The organism is Acinetobacter legionensis (genome assembly GCF_057165765.1).
Map to the genome: position 1 here is coordinate 3,885,162 of NZ_CM169896.1, position 22,985 is coordinate 3,908,146.

Annotated in this window: 24 protein-coding genes; 11 read left to right on the plus strand and 13 right to left on the minus strand. The window is 37.8% G+C overall.

Going from position 1 to position 22,985, the window contains the following annotated elements; genetic code table 11:
* Nucleotides 1-126: 126 nt before the first annotated feature.
* The 4 genes from leuB to leuC all read right to left on the minus strand — a co-directional run bounded on the left by leuB (nt 127) and on the right by leuC (nt 4,044).
* Nucleotides 127-1,206 carry a 3-isopropylmalate dehydrogenase gene (gene leuB / locus AC2G3J_RS17715; RefSeq protein ID WP_336952198.1) on the minus strand — a complete coding sequence of 360 codons (1,080 nt, stop codon included), beginning with the start codon at nt 1,204-1,206 and terminating at the stop codon, nt 127-129.
* A gap of 42 nt (nt 1,207-1,248) precedes the next feature.
* Nucleotides 1,249-1,818, minus strand: a complete 570-nt coding sequence (locus AC2G3J_RS17720; RefSeq protein WP_336952200.1) for a hypothetical protein — start codon at nt 1,816-1,818, stop codon at nt 1,249-1,251.
* Between the two features lie 105 nt (nt 1,819-1,923).
* Entirely contained in the window at nt 1,924-2,574 is a 651-nt protein-coding gene (leuD, locus tag AC2G3J_RS17725; RefSeq protein ID WP_419358929.1) for a 3-isopropylmalate dehydratase small subunit, read from the minus strand.
* A 21-nt stretch (nt 2,575-2,595) separates the two neighbouring features.
* Entirely contained in the window at nt 2,596-4,044 is a 1,449-nt protein-coding gene (gene leuC / locus AC2G3J_RS17730; protein ID WP_336952583.1) for a 3-isopropylmalate dehydratase large subunit, read from the minus strand.
* Between the two features lie 440 nt (nt 4,045-4,484).
* Between leuC and AC2G3J_RS17735 the strand changes: the two genes are divergently transcribed.
* Entirely contained in the window at nt 4,485-4,727 is a 243-nt protein-coding gene (locus AC2G3J_RS17735) for a DUF2061 domain-containing protein (RefSeq protein WP_336952202.1), read from the plus strand.
* 28 nt (nt 4,728-4,755) lie between these two features.
* Here the strand turns inward: AC2G3J_RS17735 and AC2G3J_RS17740 are convergent, their stop codons facing one another.
* The gene (locus AC2G3J_RS17740; protein ID WP_336952203.1) at nt 4,756-5,379 is read right to left on the minus strand and encodes a UCP032817 domain-containing protein; all 624 of its coding nucleotides are present in this window, start codon (nt 5,377-5,379) and stop codon (nt 4,756-4,758) included.
* A 433-nt stretch (nt 5,380-5,812) separates the two neighbouring features.
* Here AC2G3J_RS17740 and AC2G3J_RS17745 point away from each other — a divergent pair, with 433 nt between their 5' ends.
* The gene (locus tag AC2G3J_RS17745; RefSeq protein WP_004718104.1) at nt 5,813-6,670 is read left to right on the plus strand and encodes a LysR family transcriptional regulator; all 858 of its coding nucleotides are present in this window, start codon (nt 5,813-5,815) and stop codon (nt 6,668-6,670) included.
* A 109-nt stretch (nt 6,671-6,779) separates the two neighbouring features.
* Here AC2G3J_RS17745 and AC2G3J_RS17750 read toward each other — a convergent pair whose 3' ends face one another.
* Both AC2G3J_RS17750 and AC2G3J_RS17755 read right to left on the minus strand, forming a co-directional pair.
* Nucleotides 6,780-7,022 carry a DUF2789 domain-containing protein gene (locus AC2G3J_RS17750; protein WP_483770383.1) on the minus strand — a complete coding sequence of 81 codons (243 nt, stop codon included), beginning with the start codon at nt 7,020-7,022 and terminating at the stop codon, nt 6,780-6,782.
* 177 nt (nt 7,023-7,199) lie between these two features.
* Nucleotides 7,200-7,850, minus strand: a complete 651-nt coding sequence (locus tag AC2G3J_RS17755; RefSeq protein WP_419327047.1) for an HAD family hydrolase — start codon at nt 7,848-7,850, stop codon at nt 7,200-7,202.
* Nucleotides 7,851-8,034: 184 nt separating this feature from the next.
* Here AC2G3J_RS17755 and AC2G3J_RS17760 point away from each other — a divergent pair, with 184 nt between their 5' ends.
* Together AC2G3J_RS17760 and ptsP are read left to right on the plus strand one after the other, a co-directional pair.
* On the plus strand, nt 8,035-8,538 hold the full coding sequence (locus AC2G3J_RS17760) for an RNA pyrophosphohydrolase (RefSeq protein ID WP_336952205.1): 504 nt from the start codon (nt 8,035-8,037) through the stop codon (nt 8,536-8,538).
* Nucleotides 8,539-8,615: 77 nt separating this feature from the next.
* On the plus strand, nt 8,616-10,910 hold the full coding sequence (gene ptsP, locus AC2G3J_RS17765) for a phosphoenolpyruvate--protein phosphotransferase (RefSeq protein ID WP_336952206.1): 2,295 nt from the start codon (nt 8,616-8,618) through the stop codon (nt 10,908-10,910).
* A gap of 31 nt (nt 10,911-10,941) precedes the next feature.
* On the opposite strand, the gene AC2G3J_RS17770 is transcribed toward ptsP, so the two are convergent.
* Entirely contained in the window at nt 10,942-11,130 is a 189-nt protein-coding gene (locus AC2G3J_RS17770) for a DUF7230 family protein (protein WP_004718115.1), read from the minus strand.
* A 327-nt stretch (nt 11,131-11,457) separates the two neighbouring features.
* On the opposite strand from AC2G3J_RS17770, the gene AC2G3J_RS17775 reads away from it, so the two are divergent.
* Both AC2G3J_RS17775 and AC2G3J_RS17780 read left to right on the plus strand, forming a co-directional pair.
* On the plus strand, nt 11,458-12,483 hold the full coding sequence (locus AC2G3J_RS17775) for an OmpA family protein (protein ID WP_483770384.1): 1,026 nt from the start codon (nt 11,458-11,460) through the stop codon (nt 12,481-12,483).
* A 430-nt stretch (nt 12,484-12,913) separates the two neighbouring features.
* A complete protein-coding gene (locus AC2G3J_RS17780; protein WP_004718119.1) occupies nt 12,914-13,108 on the plus strand; it encodes a hypothetical protein in 195 nt (64 codons plus the stop codon).
* A 213-nt stretch (nt 13,109-13,321) separates the two neighbouring features.
* Here AC2G3J_RS17780 and AC2G3J_RS17785 read toward each other — a convergent pair whose 3' ends face one another.
* A complete protein-coding gene (locus tag AC2G3J_RS17785) occupies nt 13,322-14,980 on the minus strand; it encodes an acyl-CoA dehydrogenase family protein (protein ID WP_483770385.1) in 1,659 nt (552 codons plus the stop codon).
* Between the two features lie 80 nt (nt 14,981-15,060).
* Here AC2G3J_RS17785 and AC2G3J_RS17790 point away from each other — a divergent pair, with 80 nt between their 5' ends.
* The 4 genes from AC2G3J_RS17790 to AC2G3J_RS17805 all read left to right on the plus strand — a co-directional run bounded on the left by AC2G3J_RS17790 (nt 15,061) and on the right by AC2G3J_RS17805 (nt 18,658).
* Nucleotides 15,061-15,696, plus strand: coding sequence for a TetR/AcrR family transcriptional regulator (locus AC2G3J_RS17790; protein ID WP_483770386.1), 636 nt, complete (start codon nt 15,061-15,063; stop codon nt 15,694-15,696).
* A 507-nt stretch (nt 15,697-16,203) separates the two neighbouring features.
* On the plus strand, nt 16,204-17,724 hold the full coding sequence (locus tag AC2G3J_RS17795) for a catalase (protein ID WP_004718136.1): 1,521 nt from the start codon (nt 16,204-16,206) through the stop codon (nt 17,722-17,724).
* A gap of 102 nt (nt 17,725-17,826) precedes the next feature.
* Nucleotides 17,827-18,273 carry a thiol-disulfide oxidoreductase DCC family protein gene (locus AC2G3J_RS17800; RefSeq protein ID WP_336952213.1) on the plus strand — a complete coding sequence of 149 codons (447 nt, stop codon included), beginning with the start codon at nt 17,827-17,829 and terminating at the stop codon, nt 18,271-18,273.
* Nucleotides 18,260-18,658, plus strand: a complete 399-nt coding sequence (locus AC2G3J_RS17805) for a DoxX-like family protein (RefSeq protein WP_336952214.1) — start codon at nt 18,260-18,262, stop codon at nt 18,656-18,658. The genes AC2G3J_RS17800 and AC2G3J_RS17805 overlap by 14 nt, the downstream gene beginning before the upstream one ends.
* A gap of 2 nt (nt 18,659-18,660) precedes the next feature.
* Here the strand turns inward: AC2G3J_RS17805 and AC2G3J_RS17810 are convergent, their stop codons facing one another.
* The 4 genes from AC2G3J_RS17810 to AC2G3J_RS17825 all read right to left on the minus strand — a co-directional run bounded on the left by AC2G3J_RS17810 (nt 18,661) and on the right by AC2G3J_RS17825 (nt 22,003).
* Nucleotides 18,661-19,311 carry a hypothetical protein gene (locus AC2G3J_RS17810; RefSeq protein WP_483770387.1) on the minus strand — a complete coding sequence of 217 codons (651 nt, stop codon included), beginning with the start codon at nt 19,309-19,311 and terminating at the stop codon, nt 18,661-18,663.
* 64 nt (nt 19,312-19,375) lie between these two features.
* A complete protein-coding gene (locus AC2G3J_RS17815; protein WP_483770388.1) occupies nt 19,376-19,876 on the minus strand; it encodes a hypothetical protein in 501 nt (166 codons plus the stop codon).
* Nucleotides 19,877-19,931: 55 nt separating this feature from the next.
* A complete protein-coding gene (locus AC2G3J_RS17820) occupies nt 19,932-21,062 on the minus strand; it encodes an MBL fold metallo-hydrolase (RefSeq protein WP_336952217.1) in 1,131 nt (376 codons plus the stop codon).
* 2 nt (nt 21,063-21,064) lie between these two features.
* Complete coding sequence (locus tag AC2G3J_RS17825) at nt 21,065-22,003, minus strand: cation diffusion facilitator family transporter (protein ID WP_336952218.1); 939 nt, start codon at nt 22,001-22,003, stop codon at nt 21,065-21,067.
* 127 nt (nt 22,004-22,130) lie between these two features.
* On the opposite strand from AC2G3J_RS17825, the gene AC2G3J_RS17830 reads away from it, so the two are divergent.
* Nucleotides 22,131-22,589 (plus strand): GNAT family N-acetyltransferase, encoded by a 459-nt coding sequence (locus tag AC2G3J_RS17830; protein WP_419358939.1) that lies wholly within the window; start codon nt 22,131-22,133, stop codon nt 22,587-22,589.
* Nucleotides 22,590-22,985 lie beyond the last annotated feature (396 nt).

Sequence of the window (22,985 nt, forward strand, 5' to 3'; positions counted from 1 at the left end):
AATACCTATCGGTATAATGGTGAGAATATGGTTAGACTTTTATCAAAACTTATCAGAAGCTAAAATTTAAAATAAAAAACACAGCTTAAGCTGTGTTTTTTATTAGCAAGTATCTAAAACAAGTGCTTAAGCAATCACTGCAACGACAGCCTCACCCATTTCAGCCGTACCCACTTTACGCATACCATCAGACATAATATCACCAGTACGCAAGCCTTGGTCTAAAACTTGCCCTACAGCATCCTCAATGGCTTTTGCAGCCACTTCTTCACGAAAGGTGTAGCGTAGCATCATTGCCACAGAAAGAATGGTTGCAAGTGGATTGGCAACGTTTTGGCCTGCAATGTCAGGAGCAGAGCCATGACAAGGCTCATACATACCTTTGCCATTCTCATCTAAAGAGGCAGATGGAAGCATACCAATAGAGCCAGTTAGCATTGCTGCTTCATCGGAAAGAATGTCACCGAACAAGTTCCCAGTCACGATCACATCGAATTGTTTTGGCGCACGGACCAATTGCATTGCTGCATTGTCAACATACATATGTGAAAGTTGAATATTTGGATATTGCTGTTCTTTGAGTGCAGTCACTGTCTGCTTCCAAAGCTCAGTTACTTCAAGTACATTGGCTTTATCCACTGAACAGACTTTACCGCCACGTAAATTTGCCATTTCAAAAGCAACTTTTGCGATACGTTTAATTTCAGACTCTGAATAAACGTCAGTGTTATAACCTTGCTTCTCACCATTTTCGAGTTCACGAATACCACGTGGTTGACCAAAGTAGATGCCCCCCGTCAGCTCGCGAACAATAAGGATATCTAATCCAGAAACAATTTCAGGTTTAAGACTAGACGCATCCGCCAATTGCGGATAAAGGATTGCAGGGCGTAAGTTAGCAAATAGATTTAATTCACTACGAATTTTCAATAAACCACGTTCTGGACGAATTGAACGTTCAATGTTATCCCATTTTGGACCGCCTACAGCACCTAGTAAAATTGCATCTGCTTTTTTCGCTTGTTCCGCTGTCACTGCTGGGTAAGGTTCGCCATGTGCATCAATTGCTGCCCCCCCTAACAAACCTTGTTCCCATGTTAAACCTAAATTAAATTTATCATTGACACGTGTCAGTACTTTTTCAGCAGCAGCAACGATCTCAGGACCGATACCATCACCTGCCAAAATCAAAATTTGTTTAGACATTTGTAGTTCCATTTATTTTTCAGTATCTATACTGATGTGAGATTAAATCTTCTGTTCAACAAATTCGCTCACGCCAGTCACCGCATTATGTGGACGACAAAAACGGCGAATTGTCCGTTTTTCTTGAATCATATCGACACATAGTGGCGTCGGTGAAGAAACATTCAGCAAACTTCCTGAACCCTGTGACCTTAAGCGATACATCTTAAATGTGTATTTTTGATTTGCTTTAAAATCATGAATAACATGGAAAATTTCAGCATGCTGTTTAGTGATTGGATAGAATCGAATCACCATCTCATATTGCTGAGGTGGAATCGTTAAATAAACACCATTTTGATCTAAAGGCTCACCCGTTAATTTGAGATAACCCTTTTGAATGGCACTACGATTGGCACGTTGTGCACGTTCATCCATGATAATCACATCATTTAAGCGCGCAAATTCACAATGTTCTGCACCTGAACAATAGACAGAAACTGAATTTTGGCTGACATGTTTATTTTCAGCTTGCTTGATACGCATTAAATCAACCATTTGAGTAGATTGACATGCACTAAGCATAAGGCTTATTAAACCTATTAAAACACTGCAACTCAAAAACTTAGTCATTGCTCAACCCCAACCCTCACTTCACTGAGTTAACATTCATTTTGTTATACTTGCATGTTAGCAAGAGTTAGGCATTCACGCTATGTGTAAAATGTTCGCTGAAAATTAACCTTGAATTTCAGCAAATACCCAAGGGCGTGATTGTTTAGTTTTTTCTTCATAAGCACGAATTTCATCCGCAGCCTGTAAAGTCAAACCAATATCATCCAAGCCATTCAATAAACAGTGTTTACGGAATGGATCGACTTCAAATTTAAAAGCTTCACCACTTGGAGTACGAACTTCTTGAGCTTCTAAATCAATGGTTAATTGATAGCCTTCCTGAGCAGTACATTCTTTAAATAATTGATCAACAACATGTTCAGGCAAAATCACTGGCAACATACCATTTTTAAAACTGTTATTGAAAAAGATATCCGCGTAGCTTGGTGCAATCACTGTACGAAAACCATACTCTTCCAATGCCCAAGGCGCATGTTCACGACTTGAACCGCAACCAAAATTGGCACGAGAAATTAATACAGATGCCGCTTGGTAACGTGGCTGATTCAAAATAAAATCAGGATTCTTCGGACGTTTAGAATTGTCTTGCCCCGGATAACCTTCATCTAAATAACGTAATTCATCAAATAAGTTATCCCCAAAACCAGTGCGTTTAATTGATTTTAAAAACTGTTTTGGAATGATTAAGTCGGTATCTACATTGGCACGGTCTAAAGGTGCAACAATACCCTGTTCAACGGTATAAGCTTTCATATCTTTGCTCCTTAAGCCTGATTAGAATGAACGTACATCAACAAAGTGACCTGCAATTGCTGCCGCAGCTGCCATTGCTGGACTCACAAGGTGAGTACGTCCACCATTGCCTTGGCGGCCTTCGAAGTTACGATTTGAAGTTGAAGCACAATGTTCACCTGGTTGTAACTTGTCAGCATTCATCGCCAAACACATTGAACAACCTGGCTCACGCCACTCAAAACCAGCTTCGATCAAAATTTTATCTAAACCTTCCGCTTCTGCTTGTTGTTTCACTAAACCAGAGCCAGGAACAACCATCGCCTGTTTAATACTTGACGCTACTTTTTTACCTTTCGCCACTTCTGCAGCAGCACGAATATCTTCAATACGTGAGTTGGTACAAGAACCAATGAATACTCGGTCTAATTGAATATCAGCCAACGCCTGACCCGCATTTAAGCCCATATATTGATAAGCACGTGTCCAATCATTACGCTGTACATCATCTTTAGCCTGCTCCAACGTTGGAACAGCTTGAGATACAGGAATCACCATCTCAGGAGAAGTCCCCCAAGACACTTGCGGTTCTATTTCTTCACCATTTAAAACGACGATCGTATCAAAGTATGCATCCTCATCAGAATGTAAAGTATTCCAATAAGCAACTGCTGCATCCCACTGCTGGCCTGTCGGTGCATAAGGACGATCTTTAACGTACTCAATCGTTTTATCATCTACTGCAACCATACCCACACGCGCGCCGCCTTCGATTGCCATATTGCAAACTGTCATACGTCCTTCAATCGACATATCACGGAATACCTGACCTCCAAATTCAATTGCATGCCCTGTACCGCCAGCAGTGCCGATTTTACCAATAATTGCTAAAACCACGTCTTTTGGAGTGACGCCTTGACCTAATGTCCCATCAACACGCACCAACATGTTTTTCATTTTCTTCTGTACTAAACATTGGGTTGCCAATACATGTTCAACTTCTGATGTTCCAATCCCGTGTGCCAAACATCCAAATGCGCCATGTGTCGCTGTATGCGAATCTCCACATACCACCGTCATACCTGGTAAAGTTAAACCCTGTTCTGGCCCAACGACATGTGCAATACCTTGACGAACATCGTTAATATCAAACTGCACCACATTAAAGGTTTTACAATTATCATCTAAAGTCTGAACTTGGATACGAGAAGTATCATCTTCAATTCCAGCAATTCCTTCTGAGCGCTCTTTGGTTGATGTGGGAACATTATGGTCAGGTGTTGCAACGTTAGCACTTAAACGCCAAGGTTTACGCCCAGCAAGTTGTAAGCCTTCGAATGCTTGTGGAGAAGTCACTTCATGCAATAAATGACGGTCGATATAAAGTAATGCTGAGCCATCATCACGTTGTGTTACAAGATGGTCATCCCACAATTTGTCATACAAAGTTTTTACTGATTCTGTTTTTGCTTTTTGGTTTTCGCCTGCCATGTCGAAATGCTCCACTGGACTGGGTAATTCTTTCATTAGCTCAATTATAACCACGTTTTTACATAAATCTAATTTATCATTTTTATTAATTTAAAAACTTTTTGGAATTAATTTTGTCAAAATAAATAACCTGTAACCACATCCATAAATTATTCAACTTCTCTTTTGTTTAATCAATTATATATTTTCAATAATTTTAAAAGAATTGGGTTAGTCAACAATAAAAACCGAGAAATTAGCAAACAAAGTTGAGGTGTAAACTAAACAATAAGCAAGTTCATCATTTAAAAAAATGGATAAATGAGATAGAAAAAATCGCTATGCAATACATAAAGAATAGAATATCGTTTTATCCAATCAATATTAATCAAAAAAACCTTTTTACATTACAATTGATAATGATTATTATTTAACTAATCGATAAATCAGTGGTGAAACTCATGGCGGGTATCCAGAATTTCTTACAAAACAATCAACGTGTTTTCAAAAAAACCTTAAGTTATTACATTATGCACATCACCGTAGCAATGTTAGTTGCTTATGCAGTAACAGGTAATTTTTGGATGGCTGTGACATTAAGCTTACTTGAGCCGACCGTACAAGCATTTGCATTCTTTTTCCATGAAAAGGCTTGGAATAAACGAGACCAAAAAGCCGCTCAAAGTACTGAAATCAAAATCTAGATTATATGTTTTGCTGGGGCTGGAGATGCTAATCACCACCGCCTCCTCCGCAGCTGCTACAACTGCTACAAGAAGAAGATGAAGAATCTGAGCCTGTACTATGAGAGTGGCTCGAATCACTTGATGAACTTGAACAAGAGCTCGAAGAACATGATGATGTTGCAGAAGCCTGCGGAAGATCTGAGGCTGAACTCATCATTTGGCTATACATCGTAATCATAAAAGGTAAACTAAAAATTAAGCCTTGCTGCCAGCGAATATGGGCATCAACCTGAAAAAGTCGCGGTAAAACTTGAGTGCTTTGTGGATTCAAACGATGTAAATAACATGCGCCTTGCCAAGTATTGAGTAGTTGCTGTCTTTGAGCAGCTTGTTGTGATTCAGTTGCTTGTAAAGCATGTGGTTTATGAATCAGTTTATAGCCTAAAAAACGTTGAGTCATCGACTGATAAAACTCATCAAATTCTTCAATTAATATATGCCATAACGCGTCCACTGAATGCGAAGGCATTGCATATGCTCCTCTACGCCACAAATGAATTGCCAAATAGTCTTTAAAACCTTCTTCAATCAAGGGATAGTAAGATTGTCGAATATTCGGATGTCTTTGTTTAAAAGCAAGCCAAATATTATTTGGGATTTTAAAACTCACCAAATCTCTCATTTTTCTTAAGCGATTTAACCGAAGCTTCAACCAAATTATGCTGAGAATAGCGACGATAATGATGGGGAAATAGATATTAAAAAAATATACACAAATTAAACCCAAACCAGAAAATATGAGTATCGTGATAAAAAATTGAAGCCAAGTTTTAGAGAAAGTATATCTAGTATAATGTTGAAAATAGTGAATGGCGGTGTTTGATGATTGATTCAAATAGCTTTCCTTTTGTTGTTTTTATCCGCAGACTATAAATGAGCTTTGCTCAAATTGTATAGCAAAAAGTTGTATTAAAATTTTTCCAACGCATGAATGGAAGCAATCACTTTGTACAAAATAAAAAAAATTGAAAATTACTTTGATTAATTCTTAAAGTTTCTAAATAATGAATTACGCATAAAAATTCTTTATGGATGAAAATATTATGAATCTCGCTGCTTTTGAAGCTTTTGTCAAAGTTATGGAAACTGGTTCTATTTCTATGGCAGCAGAACATCTGTTTATTACTCAGCCAGCTGTCACCAAACGCATACATAGCTTAGAAGAATATTTCGGCGTCAAACTTTTTGAGTCCGCAGGTCGTGGAGTCCAAGCCACACATGCAGCGCATTCATTATTACCTAAAGTAAAAAACTGGTTAAATGAGTTGGGAGATATTCACCATACCTTAAGTCATGAGCAAGGCGAAGTTAGAGGAAAACTCAAGATTGGCACCAGTCACCATATTGGCTTACACCATTTACCACAACATTTAAAAAAATATGTACAGCACTTTCCTGAAGTTAAACTAGATGTACATTTTGTGGACTCTGAACAAGCACATGAACAAGTGCTCGCTGGGGATTTAGAACTGGCATTTTTAACCCTTCCGCCACAAGGTGATGAGCGTTTGCGTTATATCACGATTTGGAATGACCCTTTAGTTTTCGTGGTTGCACCCTTCCATCCTTTGGCACAAAAAAAGAATCTTAAGCTTGAAGATCTGATTGAATACCCAAGCTTATTGCCAGCAGCACAGACTTATACCAGCCAAATCACATTGGCAGAATTTGAAAAGAAAGGTTTAAAGCCGAAAATCACCATGAGCAATAATCCACTTGAATCTATTCGTATGTTGGTTTCAATTGGTTTAGGCTGGTCTGTTTTACCTAAAACCTTATTAAATCAAGACTTACAACAACTTGATATTCGTTTCGAAATGAACCGCCAATTGGGTATGGTTTGGCATCCTGGGCGTACACAATCTAGAGCTGTACAGGAATTGATTGAGATGATGAAATAATCCCTGCAATAAAAATCCCTTATCTTGTGACTCAAGATAAGGGATTTACATATTACACAGGAATGATCTTACTAATTATTCCCTTATAAAATCTTCATTGCACAATTTTTTACTTTACTGAGTCCTCATGTAAAGACTCGTTTAACTGATCAACCACTAATGCCCATTCACCATCAGATTTAATTTTTTCAGCAAGAAACTGACGTTGTCCCTCACTCCAATAAGATGCGTCTGTAATTAATGTATCTGCATCCAACTGGTGATTTGCAATAAAACTTTGAATCGCCTCTTCGCTAGAATCCAAACCGAGTTGTTCAAATAAATTGGTCATTCTTGGACGTGTCTGGCTCATTATATAATCTCCGTCAGTTTTAAAAGTGCTCAAATCAACATAGCATTTTTATAATGAAAATGAAGTACAAAATCTTCATTTATAAAAATTTTTACAAAACTTAGCATTTTTAACAAAACCATGAACCTATAAAAAAAAGTGATCAACACTACTTTAAATCACAATAATGAATCTATCTCAAATCGACCAATCTTGGATATCCCACCCCTGTTCTTTGGCGAAGTGCTCAAGACGATCATCAGGATTTACTGCAATCGCATGATCAGCATATTCCAATAAAAAACGATCATTAATAGAATCTGAATAAGCCCATGATTCAGTGACAGTACGTCCATCGAGCCATTGATCTAAACGTGCCAATTTACCTTTTTGGTAACATGGGACATTAATCACTTTCCCTGTGTATCTCCCATCTTTTATTTCAGCATTGGTCGCAATAATTTCGCTGATACCAAATTCACGGAAAATAGGTGCTGTAATAAAATCTGAGGTTGCCGTAATACCAACCAACGCATGTCCTAAATCTTTATGTTTTTGAATCGCGGCAAAACCAGCTGGACGCATTTGTGGGCGGATCACTTTTTGCATAAACAACTGATGTAACTCAGTTAAATAAGTATTATCGTGTTGAGTAAGAAACTCAAAGACAAATTCATTATAAGCAATTGGATCAAGCTTGCCTGCTTTATAATCTTCATAAAACTGATCATTCATCACACGATGTCGGACTGGATCGACCAAGCCTTCATTGACTAAGAACTCTCCCCAAGAATGGTCAGAATCTGTATTTAATAAGGTGTGATCTAAGTCAAACAGCGCCAATTCCATAAAAATACTCGTTTAAACTGAAATTTAAGAAAAAAATTGTAAATCTATCACCGCTAGTCGATAGAAATTCGTTAAGATCATAGCAATTTTAAAACATTATTACTTTGACTTTATCGAGTTGGACAAAAGAGTGTATGTCCCCATATATAAAGTCAAATGAAATTAACAAATTTTAGGTAGCCAAATGATCGACTCAGAAGGTTTCCGACCCAACGTCGGGATCATTTTGGCAAACGATATTGGACAAGTTTTATGGGCAAAACGCATTGGACACAATGCTTGGCAATTTCCTCAAGGAGGTATCCAGTTTGGAGAGACTCCTGAGCAAGCTCTATTTAGAGAACTACGAGAAGAAGTTGGGCTCCTACCCGAACATGTCCAAATTATTGCCCAGACAGATGACTGGTTGCATTATCGTTTGCCGCTTCGATACATTCGCTCGGATTCCGATCCGATTTGTATTGGACAAAAGCAAAAATGGTTTTTACTGAAACTCACAGCTTCAACGAAACATATTCAGTTGAATCTCTCTGACCCGCCGGAGTTTGATCAATGGCAATGGGTTAGTTACTGGTATCCGCTTGGACAAGTGGTGAATTTTAAACGAGATGTATATCGTAAAGCGATGATGGAGTTATGTATGCGAATGCCGAAATATACAGCTGAAATTTCTTCAAAATATGAATGATTTTTCAAGGTAGTACTGTTATAAATAATACTGATGAAGTCGCTTTAAAACATAGCTTAAATTAGGAGCATACATCCATGTCGAACATGCAACTGGACACATTAAGACGTATTGTACAAGAGATCAATGCGTCAGTCAGTTTGCATGATTCCTTGGAAATCATGGTCAATCAAGTTTCCGAAGCCATGCATGTTGATGTTTGCTCTATTTACCTTTTAGATGAACGTAACCAGCGTTATGTACTCATGGCAACCAAAGGCTTAAATCAAGAATCTGTAGGGACAGTTTCCTTACAACTTGGCGAGGGTTTGGTTGGTTTAGTGGGACAACGTGAAGAGATTGTCAACTTAGACAATGCGTTTAAACATGAACGGTTTGCCTACTTCCCCGAAACAGGGGAAGAGATCTATAACTCGTTCCTTGGTGTTCCAGTCATGTATCGCCGCAAAGTGATGGGCGTGATGGTGGTTCAGAACACCGAACCTCAAGATTTTAGCGAGGCAGCAGAATCATTTCTGGTGACCTTATGTGCGCAACTCTCTGGGGTAATTGCCCATGCACATGCAGTGGGTAATATTGATGTTTTCCGAAAACCCAGCAATTCATCTAACTACAAGACCTTCCAAGGTTCATCTGGTGCAGGCGGTATTGCACTTGGCCGTGCCATCATCCTTTACCCTCCGGCAGATTTAGCTTCGGTACCAGACCGTGATGCCGATGATATCAGTGAAGAACTTAAGCTTTTAGACCAAGCCATTGCGTCTGTACGCAATGAAATTCAATCGCTTGATGACAAGATGCAAGATTCGCTCATGGCGGAGGAACGTGCTTTATTTAGCGTGTTCTTACGTATGTTGGATGAAAATGCCTTACCTGCTGAAATTAAAGAAATTATTCGAGATGGAAGCTGGGCGCAAGGTGCAGTTAAAAATGTGATTGAACGCCATGTTGCGCTTTTTGCGCAAATGGAAGATGACTATTTACGTGAACGTGTATCTGATTTAAAAGACCTTGGACGCCGAATCCTAGCTGCGTTACAAGAAGGCGATACTAGTCATAAAGAGATCACCTCTGAAAGTATTTTAATTGGGGATGAGATCAGTACGGCTGCTTTGGTTGAGCTCCCTGTAGATAAAATTGCTGCGATTGTAACCTCTGAAGGCGCTGCCAACTCACACATGGTGATTGTCGCGCGCGCGCTTGGTATTCCAACTGTCGTGGGTGTTACTGAACTGCCGGTAAATACGCTTGATGATGTCGAAATGATTGTCGATGCTTATCAAGGTCGGGTTTTTGTCAATCCACCACGTCGTTTACGTACACGTTATAAAGAGATCCAAAAAGAAGAAGAACAAATTGCCAAAGATTTAAAGCAATATGAAACCAAAGATGCCATTACCCCTGATGGTGTTGCAGTAAAGCTGTATGTAAATACCGGTCTCATGATTGATGTGGTACGCGGAGTTCAACGTGGTGCAAAAGGTGTAGGGCTTTATCGTTCTGAAATTCCATTTATGCTGCGTGAACGTTTCCCAGGCGAAGAAGAACAGCGTGCGATCTATCGTCAACAGCTCAGTCACTTTGCCAACAAACCTGTGGTGATGCGTACACTTGATATTGGTGCGGATAAAGACCTACCATATTTCCAAATTGAAGAAGAAAATTCAGCGTTGGGATGGCGTGGCATTCGTTTTACCCTTGATCACCCTGAAATCTTTTCCTCACAAATCCGAGCAATGTTAAAAGCCAGTATCGGCTTAAACAATCTGCATATTTTATTGCCAATGGTTACCAGTGTCAGTGAAGTAGAAGAAGCACTTTACTTACTGGAACGTGACTGGATTGCAGTTCAGGAAGAAGAACAAGTTAAATTTGCCAAACCTAAAATCGGCATTATGGTTGAAGTACCGAGTGTACTTTTACAAATTGGTGAATTTGCTGAATTGGTCGATTTCTTCTCAGTCGGTTCAAATGACTTAATACAATATTTATTGGCAGTAGATCGTAATAATCCACGCGTATCTAGTGTTTATTCACACTTCCATCCTTCTGTACTCCGTGCTTTAACACGGTTGGTTCAAGAATGTCATAAGTATGAAAAACCAATCAGTATTTGTGGAGAAATGGCGGGTGACCCACTCTCAGCCATTTTACTTATGGCAATGGGATTCAATACCTTGTCGATGAGTTCAAGTAATATTTTGCGTGTGCGTAAAGCGATTTGTCATGTATCAATGACAGATGCACAAAAGTTATTAGAAGAAGTAATAGCGATGAATAACCCACTCATGGTCAAGAGCTGGATGGAGTATTACTTTAAGCATCATGGTTTGGCCGATATGGTGAAATCGAATCGTTTGGTCAATATTTAATTATTTATTTTTATTAGATTTTTATAATTATTTAAGCAAAAATTGCAGTCCACAAAAAAGGCCGATAATCATCAGAATATCGACCTTTTTTGTGTTTATCATAACCCCGTTTTGCATTCTTTTTACGATCTACAAACACTTGGCTTTTGTTGACTTCATGCATGTGTTTGGCCACAAAGTTGTGAATCACAACCTCTGGCATTGCTTTTTTCTTTGCCATTTTCTTTACCTATTTTGCTGTATACCACTTGATCAGTGGGAATCTGATATTACGCTTTTTTGTGTAGAATACAAGTATTTGTATTGATCAAGTTTGTGACTATTTTCTATTGCACTCTTTTTAACTATTGCATCAAGGCAAATTTGCAGACTTATCTCAAATTGATTTTAATCATCAAAAGATCATTTTTAATTTAATTAAAATTTTACAAATCAGATTGAAAACTTCATGTAATTCATGAGTATTGTTATCTATAGTATTTAAAGAAATTTGAATATAAATATGCTCAATAAAATATAGGGTGATGAGTTAGAACTGGAGGATCATGTGTTCAATCAAAAGAAATTATCGAGTTTTCTACTATTATTGGTTATTCCTACACTTGGTTTAATCGCATGTAGTAAACCTGAGAAAGCAGAAGTCATAACAACTGAATCAAGTGCGAGTTCTGTACCATCTGAAACTGCGAAAACTGAATCTACAGAGAACACTTTTGATCTCTCCAAGATTCCAATTTCAAATATTACACTTGGTCAGTTTCCATATATTTCTTTGCCAAATGGTTATCAGTTTCACGAAGCAACGACCGTAAATTTTGAGAAAATACCATTTTGGACAGGTCAACATATCGAAAATATTGAAGGTCAATTATATAGTGCAGCCATTCAACAAAATGAAAATTATAAAGAAGGAAGTTTTTTAGAATTGCAACGTAATTTGGAAAATGTAATCCAGCAATTGGGTGGCAAACAAATTACACAGAGTAAAATTCCTCAACAAGAATTAGAAAAGATCCCACAAAAATTCCAAGTCGATTATGTTGCAGGATTGGGAGATATTTTTAATAACCCGACACAGACCTTTGTGATACGTCAAGCCAATAAAAATATTTGGTTCCAATTGACACAGGCAGGGAATGGACATGCTGGCCTATTCGTCGCAGAAACTAAACCTGTTGAAATTACAGCTAAAGTATTAAATTCAGGCCAACTCAAAACAGCTTTGGATAAGGACAATAAAGTCAATATTGAGGTTAACTTTGCCACGGATCAAGCGAATATTTTGCCCGACTCTCAACCCCAAATTGAACAAGTCATTCAACTGCTAAAAAACAACCCTGAACTCAAATTGAGTATTAATGGTCATACAGATAATTCAGGTAATACCAAACATAATCAAACGCTTTCAGAACAACGTGCAAATGCTGTTGTTAAAGCTTTAACCAATAATACTGGAATTCAACAAAGCCGTTTAACAGCCAAAGGCTTGGGAGATACACACCCTATTGCGAATAATTCAACTGAAGACGGTAAAGCTTTAAATCGTAGAGTTGAGCTGATCAAATCTAATTAATTCTGTGAAATGCTGAGTTCAATGAACAAAGAAAACTCATTATAAATAAATGGGTTTTCTTTTAAAAATAGCTCACTCACTACATACCCGATGTCCTCAGTAAAACTCTATCTAGCAATCGTTTTACATCCACAGCTTGCATATCTAACATTTCAGCAACTCATCCATAAAACATACTATAAGGTGTTTTAATAAAAGCATCCGCTTGTAATCTACTGTTGATTCTTCCGCTCATAAACAAATTTTTATTAAAAGATAAAAACTGCGATAACAACAACTTATTTACTGAAATAAAAACTTAATTACAACAAATTTCAATAAAAAACATAAATATTAAATATTTTCAACAATATAAATTTGCCAAATCCAAAAAATGCATATATATTGTATATACATTTTTTGGATTATCACCTTTGGGGATAAATACGTCATGGCTGAATTACCCAAAAAGACAAAGGTGAATAAAAAAGATGGGCAACTCTTAATTCGCATTAACAGTGCTGAGCGTGACCAGTTTTTACAACTCTGCGAAACGATGGATACCAGTGCAGCGCGTGAGTTAAGAAAATTTATCCGTAGTTTTATCAAAAAACATCAGCCAACGGATACTCAAACTAAGGAGTAACATGATGTCTAAGCAAGTTAAATCTTTAAAACAGAAAATCAAAGCACGTTTGGAAAAAATCTCCAAACACGAAGGTAAATTGAAAAAGCTCAAAAAAAAGCTTAAAAAACAAAAGTAATTTCGATTACACATCCCAAGCTTGAACTTTGATAAAAGTGGCTTAAAAAAAAGCGGCATTATTTACATAATGCCGCTTTTGCGTTTTCGAAGGGATTAAGCTAAAGCTCTATCTAACAAACGTTTTACATCCACAGCTTGTGCATCTAACATTCCGACCACGCGTCCATAAAACGCACTATAACGTGTTGCAATAAAAGCATCCGCAACAAAATCTGGTGCATATTGTTTCAGCAAAATAGCTTGTGCCAAGATAACCAAACGACTGACTAAGCTACGTGCCATAAATTGCAATTCATCTGCTTGTAAGCCATTAAATAATTTAAATAAAGCTTGTAATTCATCTTGTAAAATTGGATCTTGAGATGCAACTTGTGCAAATGATTTAAATAAGACTTCAATTGATTCACGGTCACGTTGAATTGCACGTAATACATCCAAGCACATCACATTACCAGAGCCTTCCCAAATGGTGTTTACAGGGGCTTCTTTAAAAATACGTGCCATGATTCCTGTATCGACATAACCATTGCCACCGAAGACTTCCATCATCTCACCTGTCAACTCCACGGCACGCTTACACACCCAGAACTTTGCTGCTGGTGTCATGATTCGTCTCCATGCCAGAGATAATTCATCATCACTCTCATAGCAATGCGCAAGATGAAAACTCAATTGCATGGCTGCTTCTGTTTCCAAAGCTAAATCCGCCAATACCGCTTGCATCAACGGTTGTTCCGCCAAATGTTTACCAAAGGCTTTACGCTGACGGGTATAGGCAATACATTGCACCAAAGCCTGACGTAACATCGCACTTGAACCGACTGAACAGGTCAAACGTGTATAGTTTGCCATTTCAATAATCGTGGGAATCCCGCGCCCAGCTTCACCGATCATAATGCCCCAAGCATTTTTAAATTCAACTTCTGAGCTTGAATTACTGCGATTACCCACTTTATCTTTGAGTCGTTGTACTTGAACCGAATTTTTTGTCCCATTTTCTAGCCAACGTGGTACAAAAAAGCAGGCCAATCCATCTTGTTCAGTTTTTGCCACGACTAAATGTGCGTCACACATTGGTGCGGAAAAGAACCATTTATGTCCTGTCAGTAGATATGCTTGCCCACGTCCTGACTCAGCTACAGGAACAGCCCGTGTTTCATTAGCGCGCACATCTGACCCGCCCTGCTTTTCCGTCATCCCCATACCTAACCAAATTGATTTTTTCTGAGAAATCGGAATGTCACGTTCATCGTATTCAGTCGATAAGAGCTTTTCACCAACTTTTGCCCACAACTCAGGTTCATTTTGAATTAAGGGAATACTACCTAGCGTCATAGAATTAGGGCATAGATTGCCACACTCGACTTGTCCACTCAGGAAAAATCGAGCCGCCCAATCGACCCATTTTGAACTTGATTGTGGATGATTAAATGGATGTGCGTGTGTGTCAAATTGTCGATTTAGCCGCATCCATTTATGCCATGCAGGATGAAACTCTAGAAAATCTTTACGGCGACCACGAGCATCAAAACTATGTAATTCAGGAGTATGTCGATTGGCCAAATCGGCATATTGATAATATTCAGTAGAACCCGCAATCTTTGAAAACTCAGTTAGGCATTGCTGATCCTGACTGCCATAACGTTGCAAAATTTCTTGTAAGACTTGATCTGTAGTCAATAAATTATAGTTTTGCAGTTCGTCAAACTGATTGCTGATTTCATGTGTTTGCCAATTCTCTGCTGTGTTCATCCTGAATTCCTGTCTTGTTGTTTTTACCAATTGCATTCAGTATAGAAGAAAATACCTTCAAGGATGTTCGGATTATTTTTATGGCTTTACCTGCAATCAATGTGCGTCGTAAACCCCGCCAATCAAGGGCACGTATCACGCAAGAAGCGTTGATGGAAAGTTTTGTTCGGCTTTTACATGAACATCCTGCCAATAAAATTACCATTCGTGAAATTACTGATCTTGCTGGTGTGGGTTTAGGGACGTTCTATGAGTATTTTTCTAAAAAAGAAGATTTGATTGCTTTAACCATTCACCAACATGTAAAAAGCAATGCAGAAGTCTTAAAAAGTTATGCACAAAGCGTGTATGACTTATCCACAAAATCAGATTTTCAAAGCTATTTACAGCAAATTATTCATTTTCAACTTGAGCAAATTCAAACACAACAATTTTTATGGGCCCAGTCTTTCTTATTAGAACGACAGGTTTCCAGTATTGAAACGTATCAAAAAAGTTATGCCATGATGGTAGAGATGTGGCAAAACATGCTGAAACCTTTTATTCAGGATGATGAACAACTCAAACAGATAAGTCTAAATGTACAACGAATTTGCTATGGTTTTGTCTCGCAGACATTGTTGATCGAACCTGAGTTTAAGGATTGGAAAGTTTTGGAAGCGGATATGGTTCAAATTATAAATAGCGTTATATGTATTAAAAAACAGATTTTCTAAAATTGAATGCAATCAATTTTCGCTCTGCAAAATATTCTCAAATGGATGAAGACAAGTTGGTTATATCCAAGTCCATTTTCACAAAAAAACACAAGCTGTTGATTTTTATTTTTTTATATTTTAAACCATCATTATTATTGTAAATAAAAGCTGAATTATTATTTTACCTATCAGTACGCAGAGCTCTGCCCCATTAATCGCCAAAACAAATCAATAATAATATTTTTATCAATTTTACAAATATAAAAAATCACTCTAAAGTAAAGTTATCGCTTTAAAACATTGCTTGCTCTTCCTTGATCAACAATATTTTTAAAGCAGATAAAGACCGGTAAGTTGTTTCTAAAAATAAATGACAAATCATTTATTTTTAGATCAATTAGATTTAACAATTGTTCACTATATTGGTTTTTCAATTACGGTTAATGTCATGTAATAGCGAATATTCTTTATCTATTCCATCTATTCAAAAATGAATACATGATTAATTAAAAATGGAGAAATAGAATGAGCCAAGACTCAAAAAAATGTCCTGTAACCCACCTGACAACGGCTTTTGGTGCACCTGTTGTAGACAACCAAAATAGTTTAACGGCAGGCGCACGTGGTCCTCTACTGGCACAAGATTTATGGTTAAACGAGAAACTGGCCAACTTTGTACGCGAGGTTATTCCTGAGCGCAGAATGCATGCAAAAGGTTCAGGTGCTTTTGGTACATTTACCGTAACTCACGATATTACTCAGTACACACGCGCTAAAATATTCTCACAAATTGGCAAACAAACAGAAATGTTTGCACGCTTCACCACTGTAGCTGGTGAACGTGGTGCAGCAGATGCAGAACGTGATATTCGAGGTTTTGCACTCAAGTTCTATACCGAAGAAGGTAACTGGGATCTCGTTGGAAACAACACTCCCGTCTTTTTCATGCGTGATCCGCGTAAATTCCCAGATTTAAATAAAGCCGTAAAACGCGACCCCAAAACCAATCTACGTAGTGCAACCAACAACTGGGATTTTTGGACGTTATTACCTGAAGCTTTGCATCAGGTGACGATTGTGATGTCTGATCGTGGTATTCCAAAAAGCTTCCGCCATATGCATGGTTTTGGGAGTCATACGTACAGCTTTATCAATGCAAACAATGAACGTTTTTGGGTCAAATTTCATTTCCGCACCCAACAAGGCATTGAAAATTTAACCGATGCTGAAGCGGAAGCGGTTGTTGCTAAAGATCGTGAAAGTAATCAACGTGATTTATTTGATTCGATTGAAAATGGTAACTTCCCAAAGTGGAAGCTTCAAATTCAAGTCATGCCTGAAACAGATGCAGAGAAAGTCCCTTATCATCCATTTGACCTTACCAAAGTTTGGCCTCATGCAGATTATCCACTGATTGATGTGGGTGAGTTTGAGCTGAATAAAAATCCTGAAAACTTCTTCCTTGATGTTGAACAATCAGCTTTTGCACCAAGCAATTTAGTTCCAGGTATTAGTGTTTCACCTGACCGTATGTTGCAAGCGCGATTATTTAACTATGCCGATGCTCAACGCTACCGTTTGGGTGTGAATTATCAACAAATTCCTGTCAATGCTGCACGTTGCCCTGTTCACTCTAATCACCGTGATGGTCAAGGCCGTGTCGATGCAAACTATGGCGGTTTACCACACTATGAACCGAACAGTTTCAGCCAATGGCAAGAACAAGCTCAGTTTAAAGAACCACCATTAAAAATCAGTGGTGATGCAGATTATTGGGATTTCCGCCAAGATGATTCGGATTATTTCAGCCAACCACGCGCTTTATTCAATTTAATGAATGACACGCAAAAACAAGCACTGTTTGATAATACGGCGGGTGCAATGGGTGATGCACTTGATTTTATTAAGTATCGTCATATCCGTAACTGTTATGCATGTGATCCAGCGTATGGTGAAGGCGTGGCAAAAGCCTTGGGCTTAACTGTTGCAGATGCACAAGCTGCACGGGATAGCGATCCTGGTAAAGGTCATCCTGGTTTTCAATAAGTCTAGTTCAATAAAAGTCATTCAATAGAAACCGCCTTCGGGCGGTTTTTTATTTTGTATAAATGCACTATATTGAAGAAACTCCCAATTGCGAGTAAAGCCATGCAACAGAAAATTGAAGCGCTAATTCAACAACATGACATCATTTTATTTGATGAAATCTGTGTGTTATGTAATGGCTGGGCAAAGTTTTTAATCAAATATGATACACAGGCACAATTTAAATTAACTTCGGTGCAATCACCTTTAGGACAAGACATCTTAAGACATTACCAAATGCCCACTGAGCAATTTGATAGCATGTTGGTGATTAAAAATGGGCAAGCCTATAGTGAATCCACTGCGTTTTTAAAAGTGATTGAAAGCTTAGGACCACCCTTTTCATATTTAAAAATGGGGTACGGGATACCTAAATTTATCCGAGATTTTCTATATTGCCGAATCGCTTTAAATCGCTATCGTTTATTTGGTACAACTGCACAGTGTTTACTGCCTTCATCTAAAAATAAAAAACATTTTTTGGAACATAGCATTGATGCAAAATTCTAAAGTACTTCAGAATGCCTTATTGACCATTCATATTTCACTGGCTGTATTATGGTTTTATCAAGGGCTCATCCCTAAAATTATATATAAAGTCATCGAAGAGCAACAATTTTGGCAATTTACAGGGATTCAATTGTTGCCCATTCCTAGACTTATTGAACTCTCAGGATTTGGAGAAATAATATTTGGTGGATTATTTCTTATTTTTAGACAATCAAAGCTTCTGCATTATTTAAATATCATCGCGATGCTGTTGTTTTTACTGGTTGTTGCGATCGTTTATCCACACTATTTTGCGCGGGGTTTTAATCCTTTCATCATGAATACCGCAATGGCCACACTGTCTATTGTCGCAATTCAACTTCTCAATGCTCAAAAAGCCGAATAAACTTACATTCGCATATTTGTACCAAACTGCTCTTTCCATCCTTTGGTTTCAGTCGCAATTTGCTTGGCAAGTTTGCTTTTCACTTCTTGAATTAAGCGCACTCGTTCCTGTCCATGCACAAATCGACCTTTATAATCACTTTGCATGGTTTGAATATATTCATTCAGTGCACGTTGTTGTTGTTTGGTTTTGGGAGCGGTATGCAAAAATTGAAGGTATTCCTCATCTGGGTTTGTGCTAAGCGGATCACCCAAAATATCTTCAACATATAGTACAGCACTGACTAATTCCACTTTACCCTTTGCATCCACAGTATAGGTTTGTTTGCGCACACCATAAGGATAGGTCCAGAGTCCCTGCCGATCACCCGAAGCCCAGTAGCTATAAAAAATAATCTTATTATCTTTAATCTCATAATCACCCAATTCAATCTGGAGAATACTACAGTCACCCGTGGTTGAATAAATTGTATGCGTGAGCAGCTTTTTATTATCTCGATATAATTCAATATCTTTTCGTAATAAATCAACATCATCTTGATTCATCCCTGTTTTCAACTCAAAATTATTTTGATTAATTTGTATATTTTGAGTCTCAGCAAAAGCTGTACTAGATAATGCCAGTAACATCAATAAAGTTTGGATTATTTTCATTATTCATCTCCCTTGATTTTTCAATCAGGAATCAACACTATTTTTTAGTCTGGGTAAATACCCCCTAATCCTGACACAGCTTTTGCAAAACTGGAAGTATTTCACCTGCCTGACTAAAGGGTTGTGTCTGACGATAATGCTCGACCTTTTTAACCAGTTTATAGTTTTTATCATCATGACTTTTAAACTGCTCAAGTCGTGTAAATGTCCGATCCTTACACAGTACTTGATAATAATTAATCATGTATTGCCTTTTTGGGTTCACACTTTTAACCCAAGCTTGAATAAGTTGATTCCCATCAGATATTGTGGTGATACTTTCAAAAAATTGATTATTTGAATTTTGATGAATTAATTTCCATTCATCACCCGTTTCCAAGTCATATTTTTCATTGAGAGGTTTGATACTCTCTGTATCATCTGCTGCTGGACTATCTTCTTCGGCTGTTGCCATAGTCATCTGATCTCCATCAGCCCCAGCCGCTTGAGTTAGGTCTATAGATTTTGCAGCAACTGAGCTCATCACCAAGCAAAACAACAAAGTACTCGATAAGATTTTTATCATTTTTAGTGTTCTCAATTTTTTAGCGCTCTCAATTTTTATGGCTCAATAAGACTCACTACACCACCAATTTACGGCCTTCACGAATACAGTAGAATGGATTAATCATTTTTGATGAATTCTTCATAGCCTTTTGTAAATCCTGCTCAGGCTGTTCCCGCGCTTCATCCGTCAATTGGAAAGTACGGTAATGAATTGCCAAAGAACGCTTGGCTTGTAAATCTAAATGCGCCTGAAAAGCATCTTGTGGATTCATGTGCATATATTTCATTAGCGCTCTTGGTTCATACGCACCGATTGGCAATAACGCAATTCGCGGTGAACCTAACCGTTTTTGAATTTCTTTAAAATGCGGTGAATACCCCGTATCGCCAGCAAAGAAGAAATGACCATGTTGCGATACCACAGAAAAACCACCCCACAATGCAATATTCTGATCACGTAAACCACGACCCGAGCCATGCTGTGCTGGGGTATAAATAATTTTTAAGTTTTTAAACAATGCAGATTGCCACCAGTCCATCTCAATCACATGGAACTCTTTAGGCAAGTAACAGGCATTGCCCAAACCTGTATAGATTGGCATGGCAAACTTGTTGTGTAGCCATCTTAAAGAGGCTAAATCCATATGGTCATAGTGATTATGACTGAGTAAAACTGCATGAATCTCTGGCAATTGTTCTAAAGCAATTCCAGCAGGAATCACACGTTTTGGTCCACGCCCATGTTTCGGACTAACATAGTCGGCCCAAACAGGATCAGTTAAAAAGTTATAGGGACCAATTTGAACCAGTACAGTCGCATGACTCACAAACCAGATTTGCCAATCATGTTCATCAGCATCTGGTCGATTCTGAGGTAATACGCGTGTTGCCGCATAGAATTCTGATGATTCTTTTTGGGTATCCACATTCCAAGTATATGATTTTCGGGTACCCAGCCATTTCATCAAATCCCAACGGCTACGCCCTTGTGGTTTACGTACTTCATTAAAGAACCGTTCACCATTGTGCTGATTTGAACCAATCACACTAAATACAGGTTTATACCATGTATGTGACAGACAATTTTCAGTATCAATTCGATAATGCAATTGTTGAACTTGCTGAGATGGAACAGTCTTATTTTGCATTGTGTTGTCTTGTACCGTTGTATCTTCAAGACGGACCATTGGCTCTTGTTTCGACATGATTACTCTAAACGCCCTTTCATTCTTTCAAGCCATACTTGCTGTGTTTGTGGCTTCACGAATAATGCCACGATTTCGGGATGAATACTTTTAATCTTTGCTTCAATTCTGTTCACACAGACTTCGATATCATCTGAAGTTAAACTATCTTTAAACTCTAAGCTTAAAGAAGCAATCACTTGATGTGCGCCCATTTGTTCAGTCAATACGCCATTTGCTGAATGTACGGCAGGATCTTCTTGAGCAATTTTCAATACATTATGACGCAGTTTTGGATCTGCTGTTTCACCCATCAACAACCCTTTGGTTTCCCTTGCCAAAAGCAAGGCTGATATAGCCAAGACAACACCAATCAGTACCGAAGCCACACCATCTAAAACGGGTAAATTAAACTGCTGAGCACAAAATATTCCCAGCAATGCAATGATTAAGCCAATTAGAGCTGCTGAGTCTTCAAATAAAACAGTAAAGGTTGTCGGATCTTTACTGCGACGGAATGCTTCAAAATATCCCATCTGACCTTTGGTCTTTTTAAATGTTTTCAACGCAATAAACCATGAAGCTCCTTCACAAAGCAGCGCAAATCCGAGTACCACATAGTTGACCAATGGGGATTGTATAACTTCTGGATGACGAATATGTTGAATACCCTGATAAATTGAAACTACCGCACCTAAAGCAAAAACCAACAGTGCAACAATAAAGGCCCAAAAGTATAACTCTCTTCCATAACCGAAGGGATGATGATAATTTGCAGGCTGTTGTGATTTTTTTAAACCATACAGCAATAAGATTTCATTTAAAGTATCTACGACAGAATGGACTGCCTCACTGAGCATCGCTGAACTATTTGTAATATAGGCGGCAACAAACTTAACCAGAGCAATGGCTAAATTGCCCAAAAGTGCTGCATATACAACAATTTTGTTGGAATCTGACATTTATTGTCCTGTTTTTTATCATCAAATAGATCAATTTGATTTTTATAGCTGTCCTGCTTCATATTAGCGAAACTATCTGTGATTTTTCTTTATTTTTTGTTGTTTTTCACAATTGAGTGAATCTTTTATGGAACCCAATTTAACCAATATTCTAAATACTCCGTCGCAGTCTCATCCACAATTATTGAAAATTTGGGAAGCTTCTGTGCGTGCGACTCATGACTTTTTAAATGAACAACATATTTTACAAATTAAAACACTCATCATTCAGCATCATTATTTTGATCATGTGCAGTTGTTTCATGTGGAACGTGAAGGTCAAATCGCTGGGTTTATGGGACTGGCTTATCAAAAGATTGAAATGTTATTTATTGACCCTAATTTTTTTGATCAAGGCATCGGTTCAATGCTCATTCAAAAAGCTTTTGAGTTAGGTGCACATGAAGTAGATGTCAACGAACAAAATATTCGTGCTTTGGAGTTTTATAAGAAACATAACTTCCAACAAATTGCGCGTTCAGAACTTGATGCTGAAGGTAATCCATTTCCAATTTTGCATTTAAAATTAAAGAAGCCATCCGTCTAAACGTTTTGAGATAAAGCGATATCAAAAACATCAGCATGAACGCTCTCATCAACTCTAGAATCTCTAGATACATAAAGCTGACTTTACCCAATCTCAAAGTCAATTTTATTAAATTCTCAGTATAATCATGTCTATAAGATAGATTGAAACAACTTAAACCAGTGCAATCAAACACTTTTCAAGTGTTCGTTCATATAAATTAGGATCGCTATAGATTAATGGCGAGATATGGCCATTATGTAGATTAATGAAAGTCTTGATATCAATTCTTTCATTCCTGCAAGTACCATTTTGACAAGCAAGAGCCATAGATAAATTGATTCAACTTTGTACAAATGATTGCTTCTAGGCTAGAGCTTAGAGAAATATTTTTTATTTTTATTAAGATATTTTATA